We start from the raw sequence: 9745 nt of genomic DNA, 5'->3' as shown, positions 1-9745 counted from the left end.
TTTTTTTCACCCGCTGATCAGAGGTCGCCGAGACCGTCGATCAACGCCTGATTCTGCTCCGGCGTACCGATCGAGATCCGCAGGAACTGGGCAATCCGTTCCTGCTTGAAGTGGCGCACGATCACACCCTGCTCACGCAGTTTGGCCGCCAGCCCTGCCGCATCATGTTGCGGATGCCGGGCGAAGATGAAGTTGGCCGCTGACGGCAGCACTTCAAAACCTTTGGCCTGCAACTGCGCAACCACCCATTCGCGACTTTCGATGACCAGTGCGCAGGTCTTGTCGAAGTATTCGCGATCCTCGAACGCCGCCGCCGCGCCGACATTGGCCATGCGGTCCAGCGGATAGGAGTTGAAACTGTTCTTGATCCGCTCCAGCGCCTCGATCAGATCCGGGTGCCCGACCGCCAGACCGACCCGCAGGCCCGCCAGCGAACGGGACTTGGACAGGGTCTGGGTCACCAGCAGGTTTGGATATCGATCCACCAGACTGATCGCGGTTTCACCGCCGAAGTCGATGTAGGCCTCGTCGACCACCACCACGGAATCCGGGCTGGCCTTGAGGATCTGCTCGACCGCTTCCAGTGCCAGCAGGCAACCGGTCGGCGCGTTCGGGTTGGGGAATATGATCCCGCCGTTCGGTTTGGCGTAGTCCGCCGGGTTGATCCGGAACTGTGCGTCCAGCGGCACCGCATCGAACTGGATGCCGTACAGGCCGCAGTAGACCGGATAGAAGCTGTAGCTGATGTCCGGAAACAGGATCGGCTGATCGTGTTGCAACAGGCCGTGGAAGATGTGCGCCAGCACTTCGTCCGAACCGTTGCCGAGGAACACCTGATTGCTCTGCACGCCGTAGTAGCTGGCGACGGCGTTTTTCAGCAGATCACTGTTCGGATCCGGGTACAGACGCAGGTTGTCATTGAGCTCGGCCTGCATCGCCGCCAGGGCTTTTGGCGACGGGCCGTACGGGTTTTCGTTGGTGTTGAGCTTGACCAGACGGGTCAGCTTCGGCTGCTCGCCCGGCACGTAAGGCACCAGATCCTTGACGAACGGGCTCCAGAATTTGCTCATGTTCAGTTCCCCTTCACTTCGTCTTTGATGCGGTACTCGGCACTGCGTGCGTGGGCGCTCAAGGATTCGCCACGGGCCAGGATCGATGCGGTCTTGCCCAATTCCGAAGCACCGGCCTCGGAGCAGAAGATGATCGACGAGCGCTTCTGGAAGTCGTACACACCCAGCGGCGAGGAGAAACGTGCAGTGCCGGAAGTCGGCAATACGTGGTTCGGACCGGCGCAGTAGTCACCCAACGCCTCGGAAGTGTGACGGCCCATGAAGATCGCACCGGCGTGGCGAATCTGTGGCAGCCAGGCCTGCGGATCGGCGACCGACAGTTCAAGGTGCTCCGGCGCGATGCGGTTGGCAACTTCGATGGCCTGGGCCATGTCGCGCACGTGAATCAGGGCGCCTCGGCCATTGATCGAGGTTTCGATGATGTTGGCGCGCTCCATGGTCGGCAGCAGTTTGTCGATGCTGGCGGCGACCTTGTCGAGGAACCCGGCGTCCGGGCTGACCAGAATCGCCTGGGCGTCTTCGTCGTGCTCGGCCTGGGAGAACAGGTCCATGGCGATCCAGTCCGGATCGGTCTGGCCGTCGCACACCACGAGGATTTCCGACGGACCGGCGATCATGTCGATGCCGACCTGACCGAACACGTGACGCTTGGCGGTGGCGACGTAGATGTTGCCCGGGCCGACGACCTTGTCCACTTGCGGCACGCTTTCGGTGCCGTAAGCCAATGCGGCAACCGCCTGGGCGCCACCAATGGTGAACACCCGGTCAACGCCGGCGATGCATGCCGCTGCCAGCACCAGTTCGTTGACCTCGCCACGCGGGGTCGGCACCACCATCACCACTTCGGTGACGCCAGCGACCTTGGCCGGAATCGCGTTCATCAGTACAGAAGACGGATACGACGCCTTGCCGCCCGGCACATACAGACCGGCGCGGTCCAGCGGCGTGACCTTCTGGCCCAGCACCGTGCCGTCGGCTTCGGTGTAGCTCCAGGAGTCCTGCTTCTGCTTTTCGTGGTAGCTGCGAACCCGGGCGGCGGCTTTTTCCAGCGCTTCGCGTTGCGCCACGCTGATGCGGGTCAAGGCCAGTTCCAGGCGCTCGCGCGGCAGGATCAGATCCGCCATCGAGGCGACTTCGAGGCCATCGAATTTCTGCGTGAACTCGACCAGCGCCGCGTCACCGCGTTCGCGCACAGCCTTGATGATGTCCAGCACCCGCTGATTGACCGAGTCGTCAGACACACTTTCCCAGCTCAGCAGATGATCCAGATGATGCGCGAAATCCGGGTCAGCAGCGTTGAGTCGGCGAATTGCAGTCGGTGCGGTCATAGCGAGAGCCTCATAGGAATGGCGGAAAACTCAGGCGCCCGAAACTACCATTCGATCCGCTTGGGCACCTGAGAATTCTGGCTATGAGGCGGATAGACGGCGCGACACGGGGTCGCGCAGGTACATCAGCCGCGGTGTCGAGACTCCACTGCCTTGCGCAGTGTGTCGATCAACGCCTGGATCCGGGCGTGTTGCATTTTCATCGAAGCCTTGTTGACCACCAGGCGCGAGCTGATCGTGGCGATCAGTTCCTGGGGTTCCAGACCGTTGGCACGCAGGGTGTTGCCGGTGTCGACCACGTCGATGATCTTGTCGGCCAGACCGATCAGCGGCGCCAGTTCCATCGAGCCATAAAGCTTGATGATGTCGACCTGACGGCCCTGTTCGGCGTAGTAACGCTTGGCAACGTTGACGAATTTGGTGGCGACACGCAGACGGCCCTTGGGCTCGACGGCGCCGACCTTGCCGGCGGTCATCAGCTTGCACCGGGCGATCTGCAGGTCCAACGGCTCGTACAGGCCCTGGCCCGTATACTCCATCAGCACATCCTTGCCGGCAACGCCGAGGTCGGCCGCGCCATGTTCGACATAGGTCGGCACGTCGGTGGCACGCACGATCAACAGGCGTACGTCTTCCTGGGTCGTGGGGATGATCAGCTTGCGGCTCTTGTCCGGATTCTCGGTCGGCACGATGCCCGCTTCAGCGAGAAGCGGCAGGGTGTCGTCAAGGATGCGGCCCTTGGACAGTGCGATGGTCAACATGGGAAACGTCAGTCCTTATCAAGGTACTCATGTCCGGTCGCAATCGGCGCCGGACATACATCGAGGGTGTCACCACCCCCGATCGAAACGAATTCAACGGACACTTCCCTGTGCCCCGATGCAGCGACTAGCCCGGAACGCGACGGATCTTCGCGCCCAGCATCTGCAGTTTTTCCTCGATGCACTCATAACCACGGTCGATGTGGTAGATGCGGTCGATCAGGGTATCGCCTTCGGCCATCAGCGCCGAGATCACCAGGCTGGCCGAAGCCCGCAGGTCGGTCGCCATCACTGGCGCGCCCTTGAGCAGTTCAGCGCCGGTCACGATGGCGGTATTGCCTTCAACCTGAATTTTGGCGCCCATGCGGTGCAGTTCGTACACGTGCATGAAGCGGTTTTCGAAGATCGTCTCGATCACTGCACCGGTGCCTTCGGCAATGGCGTTGAGCGAGATGAACTGCGCCTGCATATCGGTCGGGAACGCCGGGTACGGCGCGGTGCGCACGTTGACCGCCTTCGGGCGCTTGCCGTGCATGTTCAGCTCGATCCAGTCTTCACCGGTGGTGATTTCTGCGCCGGCTTCACGGAGTTTTTCCAGAACGGCTTCGAGGATGGTCGGATCGGTGTCCTTGACCTTCACGCGACCGCCGGTGACCGCTGCGGCCACCAGGTAGGTGCCGGTTTCGATACGGTCAGGCATGACCTTGAAGAAGGCCGAACCCAGGCGCTCGACGCCATCGATGGTGATGGTGTCGGTGCCGGCGCCGGACACCTTGGCGCCCATGGCATTCAGGAAGTTCGCCAGGTCGACCACTTCAGGCTCGCGGGCGGCGTTCTGCAATACGCTGCGGCCCTTGGCAAGGGCGGCGGCCATCATGATGTTCTCGGTACCGGTCACGCTGACGGTATCGAAGAAGAAGTGCGCGCCACGCAGACCGCCTTCGGGGGCCTTGGCCTTGATGTAACCGCCTTCGACGTCGATGATCGCACCCATGGCTTCCAGGCCACGGATGTGCAGATCCACCGGACGCGAGCCGATGGCGCAACCGCCAGGCAGGGCGACTTCGGCTTCGCCGAAACGTGCGACCATCGGGCCGAGCACCAGGATCGACGCGCGCATGGTTTTCACCAGCTCGTACGGAGCGACCAGGGTCTTGATGGTGCGCGGGTCGATTTCGACACTGAGCTTTTCGTCGATCACAGGCTCGATGCCCATGCGGCCGAACAGCTCGATCATGGTGGTGATGTCGTGCAGGTGCGGCAGGTTGCCGACAGTGACCGGACCATCGCACAGCAGGGTGGCGGCCAGGATCGGCAGGGCGGAGTTCTTCGCCCCGGAGATGCGGATCTCGCCATCAAGACGAGCGCCACCGGTAATAATCAATTTATCCATAAGAATCTCGACGCCCTAGGGCTCAGGTGCGCTCGGCCCAGGCCGCGCTGCTGAAAAATTTCATAGTGACCGCGTGGATGCTGCCATCGGCGATCCAAGGGTTCAAATGGGCATAGATGCTCTGCTGACGCTTGACCGGGCTCAACGCTGCCAGTTCATCGCTAATCACGTTCAGCTGAAAGTTGCAGCCTTCGCCTTCGACTTCCACCTGCGTTCCTGGCAACTTCCCTTCAAGGAAGCTCTTAACTTCTACGGCCTGCATGCTCAACCTCAATCGGCGCCCTGTGCGCACGGGTCGGACATCATACAAAAAAGCCCCGCGCCTGCGAACCCCGCTGCGCAGGACTCTGACGGGGGGCTTCTTTATAGATGCGGGTTCAGGGTTGCGCCAACAGCTCGGTCAGTTCGCTGACCTGAGCGATTTCACGCATGTCTTCGGGCATCTCGCGGATGCTGACGGTCTTGCCGGCGGCTTTCGCATCACGAATGAAGCACAGCAGCAACGACAGACCGACGCTGCTGGACTTCTCCACCGCCGAGCAGTCGATCACCAGTGCCGGGGCATTGCACGACTTGATCAGCGCCCGGCCCTGCTCCCGAAGGCCGGGGCCGGTGCGATAATCCAGCACGCCAGTGAGCTGCAGCACACTGGCTTCGTCCAGACGAACAGCCGACTCGGTCATTGGGCCGGCTTCTCTTGTTGCTCGGCAGCCTGCTTGGCCTTGGCCACTTCACCGGCCCAGCCGTTGATGGTCTTGTCCAGGTCGTTGCCGTTGCGCTGCATCGCGTCGGCGAACTGGTCACGGAACAGCTTGCCGATGTTGATGCCGTTGATGATCACGTTACGCAGCTTCCACTCGCCGTTGATCTTCTCCAGCGTGTACTGAACCGGATAGATCGCGCCGTTGTTGCCCTTGACGGTCATGCCGACGCTGGTGCGGTCGCCCGACTCATCCTTCGGCGCATCGACGGTGATGCCCTGGTTGTTGTATTCCAGCAAGGCGTTGCCGTAGAACTGGAACAGGCCGCGCTTGAAGTTTTCCTGGAAGGTCTGCATCTGCGCCGGGGTGGCCTTGCGCGAATACTTGACCGTCATGATGCTTTTGGAAATGCCTTCGGCATCCACCACCGGCCCCACGATGCTGTTGAGCGCGGCGTAAAAGTCCTGCGGATCCTGCTTGTACTTCTCTTTATTGGCTGCCAGATCGGCGAGCATCCGGTTCGTGGTGTCCTGAACCAGATCGTGCGCCGATTGACCGGGCGCAGCATTTGCCAGCAGTGGCAGTGTCGCGAGCAACACCAACAGGCCACGTCGCAAGATAGAGATCATTCAAAAGCTCCTCATTTGGCGTCTTTGCTAACGGTATTGAGCAGGAATTTACCGATCAGGTCTTCCAGCACCAGTGACGACTGGGTGTCATGAATGGTTCCACCATCCTTGAGCCGGGTTTCTTCCCCGCCCACGCTGATACCGATGTACTTCTCGCCCAACAGGCCAGCGGTCAGAATAGACGCTGTGGAGTCGGTCGGCAGGTTGTCGACCTTTTTATCCACCTGCAAGGTCACCCGGCCGGTGAAACTGTCACGGTCCAGATCGATCGCCGTGACCTTGCCGATGGTTACACCCGCCATGGTCACTTTGGCTCTGACCGTCAACCCGGCGATATTGTCGAAGTAGGCATAAAGCTTGTAGGTATCGGTGGTCGAAGTCGGAGACAGGCCACTGACCCGCAGAGCAAGCAGCAGCAAAGCCAGGATCCCTGCCAGCAGGAACAGGCCGACACCGATTTCCAGGGTGCGGTTTTGCATCAGAAATCTCCAAACATCAAAGCGGTCAGAATAAAGTCCAGGCCGAGCACTGCCAGCGAGGCGAACACGACGGTCTTGGTGGTGGCACGGCTGATTCCCTCGGAAGTGGGTTCACAGTCGTAGCCTTGAAATACGGCGATCCAGGTCACGACAAAGGCGAAAACGATACTTTTGATCACGCCGTTGAGTACATCGCTGGAGAAATTCACGCTGTTCTGCATGTTCGCCCAGTAGGACCCTTCATAGACCCCCAGCCAGTCGACCGCGACCCACGAACCGCCCCAGATGCCGACCACGCTGAAGATCATCGCCAGCACCGGCAGGGAAATGAACCCCGCCCACAGGCGCGGGGCAATGATGTACTTGAGCGGATCGACACCGATCATTTCCAGGCTGGACAACTGCTCGGTGGACTTCATGTTGCCGATTTCCGCCGTCAGTGCCGAGCCTGCGCGACCGGCGAACAGCAGTGCGGTCACGACCGGGCCCAATTCACGCAACAGGGTCAGCGCAACCATCTGCCCGACAGCCTGTTCCGAGCCGTAGCTGGACAGGATGTTGAACCCCTGCAGCGCCAGCACCATGCCGATGAATATCCCGGAAACCACGATAATCACCAGCGACATCACGCCGACCGAATGCAACTGCTTGACCAGCAGGCCGAAACTGCCGCCGATACCGCCACGCCCGAGCAGGGCATGAAACAGGAACAGGGTCGATCGACCGAATACGGCTACGGTGTCGATCCCGGCCTGGCCGAAACGGCGCACACGCTCCATTAAAGTAATTCTTCGCATCAGCGGCGCTTCCCCAGAAGATCTGCGCGGTAATCCGTCGCTGGAAAGTGATACGGCACCGGCCCATCGGGGTCGCCGGTCATGAACTGACGGATACGCGGTTCATCCGAATTCATCAGTTCGTCCGGCGTCCCCTGCCCCAATACCTGGCCATCACCGACCACATAGATATAGTCGGCAATGCTGGCCGTTTCGGCGAGATCGTGGGAAACCACGATGCTGGTGATCCCCAGTGCGTCGTTGAGCAGACGGATCAGACGCACCAGAACGCCCATGGCGATCGGATCCTGGCCGACGAACGGCTCGTCATACATGAGAATCTGCGGATCGAGGGCAATTGCCCGGGCCAGGGCTACACGACGCTTCATGCCGCCGGAGAGCTCATCGGGCATCAGCTCGATGGCGCCCCGCAGGCCGACCGCCTGCAATTTCAGCAGGACGATGTCGCGGATCATTTCTTCCGGCAATTGGGTATGAACGCGCAGGGGAAAGGCGACGTTCTCGAACACATCGAGATCGGTGAACAGTGCACCGCTCTGAAACAGCACACCCATATGCTTGCGCGCATCGAACAGATCGCTGCGCGAAAGCGTCGGCAGGTTCTGGCCATTGACCCAGACCTCGCCCTGCGATGGCCGCAACTGGGCGCCCATCAGGCGCAGCAGCGTAGTCTTGCCACACCCGGAAGGCCCCATGATTCCGGTGACCTTGCCGCGCGGGATGCGGATATCGACGTTATTGAAAATGCTCCGCGCACCGCGCTTGAAGGAGACTCCCTTCAGCTCGACCGCGTAGGCGTTATCGGCACTCATCTAAACTCCTTGCGATGCAGCCTCTCACTCGGACGCCTGGCTTTCTGGAGAAAGCCCCTACATCCCGGGCAGGCCGAACTGGCGGCGAACTATATCACTGCAAAGGGCGAGCGCCCAAGGCCTCTCCCCGGCCACGTTCAGCGATATGACAGGCCGCAAGCGTCTATTGAGAGGTTTTAACAAGGAGGAATGACAAAGCACGTCGAACTTGCGTGAGGCTTTTCAACATAACCGCTATAATCGCCGCCTTTTCATCGGGCTATACGATTTCTGACATGAGCCAAACCAGCGACCTGATTCAATCGGCACAACGCACCATCCGCCTCGAAGTGGAAGCCATACAAGGCTTGCTGCCCCTTATCGACGCCGATTTCGTACGCGCTTGCGAGATGATTCTGGCCAGCAAGGGCCGTGTCGTGGTGGTCGGCATGGGCAAGTCCGGCCACATCGGCAACAAGATTGCCGCCACCCTGGCCAGCACCGGCACCCCGGCGTTTTTTGTGCATCCGGCCGAGGCCAGTCACGGCGACATGGGCATGATCACCCGTGACGACGTGATTCTTGCCCTGTCGAATTCGGGTTCCACCAACGAAATCGTCACGCTGTTGCCGCTGATCAAACGCCTGGGCATCCAGTTGATCAGCGTGACCGGCAACCCGCAGTCACCACTGGCCAAGGCCGCGGAAGTCAATCTCAACGTTCACGTCGAGCACGAAGCCTGCCCGCTGAACCTGGCACCCACCTCCTCCACCACCGCCGCACTGGTCATGGGCGACGCCCTGGCCGTGGCGCTGCTGGAAGCCCGCGGTTTCACTGCCGAAGACTTTGCGTTCTCCCATCCCGGCGGTGCTTTGGGTCGCCGCCTGCTGTTGAAAGTGGAAAACGTCATGCATTCCGGCGAGGAATTGCCGCAGGTTCAGCGCGGCACCCTGCTCAAGGATGCATTGATGGAAATGACCCGCAAAGGGCTGGGCATGACTGTCATTCTGGAGGCCGATGGCAGGCTCGCCGGGATCTTCACCGACGGCGACCTGCGTCGCACGCTGGATCGCAGCATCGATATTCACAGCGCCACCATCGATCAGGTCATGACCGTACACGGCAAGACCGCCCGCGCCGAGATGCTCGCCGCCGAAGCCCTTAAAATCATGGAAGACCATCGAATCAACGCACTGGTCGTCGTGGACGAGGACGATCGCCCGATCGGCGCCTTCAACCTCTCCGATCTGTTGCGCGCAGGAGTGATGTAAATGAGCACCGATCTGCTGCAACGCGGCAAAGCCATCAAGCTGGCGGTTTTCGATGTCGACGGCGTCCTGACCGACGGGCGCCTGTACTTCCTGGAAGACGGCAGCGAGTTCAAGACCTTCAACACCCTCGACGGCCAGGGCATCAAGATGCTGATGAACGCCGGTGTACAGACGGCCATCATCAGTGGTCGCAAGACTCCGGTGGTCGAGCGCCGGGCGAAAAACCTGGGCATCCCGCACCTGTTTCAGGGGCGCGAAGACAAACTTGTCGTCCTGGACGGCCTTCTCGAACAACTGGGCCTAAGCTATGAACAGGTCGCCTATCTTGGTGACGACCTGCCCGACCTGCCGGTGATTCGCCGGGTGGGGCTGGGCATGGCGGTGGCCAATGCGGCTGCCTTCGTGCGCGAGCATGCCCACGGCGTCACCCAGGCCCGCGGCGGTGAAGGTGCCGCCCGTGAATTCTGCGAACTGATCCTGCGCGCCCAGGGCAGCCTCGATGCGGCCAACAACGCGTACCTGTGA

At 60.9% G+C, this 9745-nt stretch carries 12 protein-coding genes; 2 read left to right on the top strand and 10 right to left on the bottom strand.

Annotated features, from left to right (window positions below; all coding sequences use genetic code 11):
• Positions 1–17 precede the first annotated feature (17 nt).
• The 10 genes from hisC to BBF94_RS20820 all read right to left on the bottom strand — a co-directional run bounded on the left by hisC (position 18) and on the right by BBF94_RS20820 (position 7970).
• Complete coding sequence (gene hisC, locus BBF94_RS20865) at positions 18–1070, bottom strand: histidinol-phosphate transaminase (RefSeq protein ID WP_065260861.1); 1053 nt, start codon at positions 1068–1070, stop codon at positions 18–20.
• A 2-nt stretch (positions 1071–1072) separates the two neighbouring features.
• The gene (hisD, locus tag BBF94_RS20860; RefSeq protein WP_065260860.1) at positions 1073–2398 is read right to left on the bottom strand and encodes a histidinol dehydrogenase; all 1326 of its coding nucleotides are present in this window, start codon (positions 2396–2398) and stop codon (positions 1073–1075) included.
• A 125-nt stretch (positions 2399–2523) separates the two neighbouring features.
• A complete protein-coding gene (gene hisG / locus BBF94_RS20855; protein WP_065260859.1) occupies positions 2524–3159 on the bottom strand; it encodes an ATP phosphoribosyltransferase in 636 nt (211 codons plus the stop codon).
• Between the two features lie 127 nt (positions 3160–3286).
• Complete coding sequence (murA, locus tag BBF94_RS20850; protein ID WP_065260858.1) at positions 3287–4552, bottom strand: UDP-N-acetylglucosamine 1-carboxyvinyltransferase; 1266 nt, start codon at positions 4550–4552, stop codon at positions 3287–3289.
• A gap of 22 nt (positions 4553–4574) precedes the next feature.
• Entirely contained in the window at positions 4575–4814 is a 240-nt protein-coding gene (locus tag BBF94_RS20845; protein ID WP_007953556.1) for a BolA family protein, read from the bottom strand.
• Positions 4815–4929: 115 nt separating this feature from the next.
• Complete coding sequence (locus tag BBF94_RS20840) at positions 4930–5235, bottom strand: STAS domain-containing protein (RefSeq protein WP_065260857.1); 306 nt, start codon at positions 5233–5235, stop codon at positions 4930–4932.
• Positions 5232–5882 carry an MlaC/ttg2D family ABC transporter substrate-binding protein gene (locus tag BBF94_RS20835; protein ID WP_065260856.1) on the bottom strand — a complete coding sequence of 217 codons (651 nt, stop codon included), beginning with the start codon at positions 5880–5882 and terminating at the stop codon, positions 5232–5234. Before BBF94_RS20835 ends, BBF94_RS20840 begins: the two co-directional genes overlap by 4 nt.
• A gap of 11 nt (positions 5883–5893) precedes the next feature.
• The gene (gene mlaD, locus BBF94_RS20830; RefSeq protein WP_065260855.1) at positions 5894–6361 is read right to left on the bottom strand and encodes an outer membrane lipid asymmetry maintenance protein MlaD; all 468 of its coding nucleotides are present in this window, start codon (positions 6359–6361) and stop codon (positions 5894–5896) included.
• Positions 6361–7158, bottom strand: coding sequence for a lipid asymmetry maintenance ABC transporter permease subunit MlaE (gene mlaE / locus BBF94_RS20825; RefSeq protein ID WP_065260854.1), 798 nt, complete (start codon positions 7156–7158; stop codon positions 6361–6363). The genes mlaD and mlaE overlap by 1 nt, the downstream gene beginning before the upstream one ends.
• On the bottom strand, positions 7158–7970 hold the full coding sequence (locus tag BBF94_RS20820; RefSeq protein ID WP_065260853.1) for an ATP-binding cassette domain-containing protein: 813 nt from the start codon (positions 7968–7970) through the stop codon (positions 7158–7160). The genes mlaE and BBF94_RS20820 overlap by 1 nt, the downstream gene beginning before the upstream one ends.
• Before the next feature lie 275 nt (positions 7971–8245).
• On the opposite strand from BBF94_RS20820, the gene BBF94_RS20815 reads away from it, so the two are divergent.
• Positions 8246–9220: a KpsF/GutQ family sugar-phosphate isomerase gene (locus BBF94_RS20815; protein ID WP_065260852.1), complete on the top strand. Its 975-nt coding sequence runs from the start codon at positions 8246–8248 to the stop codon at positions 9218–9220.
• On the top strand, positions 9221–9745 hold the full coding sequence (locus BBF94_RS20810; RefSeq protein ID WP_011332476.1) for a KdsC family phosphatase: 525 nt from the start codon (positions 9221–9223) through the stop codon (positions 9743–9745).

This window comes from Pseudomonas bananamidigenes (assembly GCF_001679645.1).
Lineage (GTDB): Bacteria > Pseudomonadota > Gammaproteobacteria > Pseudomonadales > Pseudomonadaceae > Aquipseudomonas > Aquipseudomonas bananamidigenes.
Note: the sequence above shows the minus strand (reverse complement) of the source record. Positions and strands in the feature narration are given on the sequence as shown.

What these genes read in the sequence shown, in the direction of transcription:
- BBF94_RS20840 (WP_065260857.1), bottom strand. Translation starts at nt 5,235, where the DNA reads ATGACCGAGTCGGCTGTTCGTCTGGACGAAGCCAGTGTGCTGCAGCTC.
- BBF94_RS20835 (WP_065260856.1), bottom strand. Translation starts at nt 5,882, where the DNA reads ATGATCTCTATCTTGCGACGTGGCCTGTTGGTGTTGCTCGCGACACTG.
- BBF94_RS20810 (WP_011332476.1), top strand. Translation starts at nt 9,221, where the DNA reads ATGAGCACCGATCTGCTGCAACGCGGCAAAGCCATCAAGCTGGCGGTT.
- BBF94_RS20845 (WP_007953556.1), bottom strand. Translation starts at nt 4,814, where the DNA reads ATGCAGGCCGTAGAAGTTAAGAGCTTCCTTGAAGGGAAGTTGCCAGGA.
- hisC (WP_065260861.1), bottom strand. Translation starts at nt 1,070, where the DNA reads ATGAGCAAATTCTGGAGCCCGTTCGTCAAGGATCTGGTGCCTTACGTG.
- hisG (WP_065260859.1), bottom strand. Translation starts at nt 3,159, where the DNA reads ATGTTGACCATCGCACTGTCCAAGGGCCGCATCCTTGACGACACCCTG.
- mlaE (WP_065260854.1), bottom strand. Translation starts at nt 7,158, where the DNA reads ATGCGAAGAATTACTTTAATGGAGCGTGTGCGCCGTTTCGGCCAGGCC.
- BBF94_RS20815 (WP_065260852.1), top strand. Translation starts at nt 8,246, where the DNA reads ATGAGCCAAACCAGCGACCTGATTCAATCGGCACAACGCACCATCCGC.
- hisD (WP_065260860.1), bottom strand. Translation starts at nt 2,398, where the DNA reads ATGACCGCACCGACTGCAATTCGCCGACTCAACGCTGCTGACCCGGAT.
- mlaD (WP_065260855.1), bottom strand. Translation starts at nt 6,361, where the DNA reads ATGCAAAACCGCACCCTGGAAATCGGTGTCGGCCTGTTCCTGCTGGCA.
- murA (WP_065260858.1), bottom strand. Translation starts at nt 4,552, where the DNA reads ATGGATAAATTGATTATTACCGGTGGCGCTCGTCTTGATGGCGAGATC.
- BBF94_RS20820 (WP_065260853.1), bottom strand. Translation starts at nt 7,970, where the DNA reads ATGAGTGCCGATAACGCCTACGCGGTCGAGCTGAAGGGAGTCTCCTTC.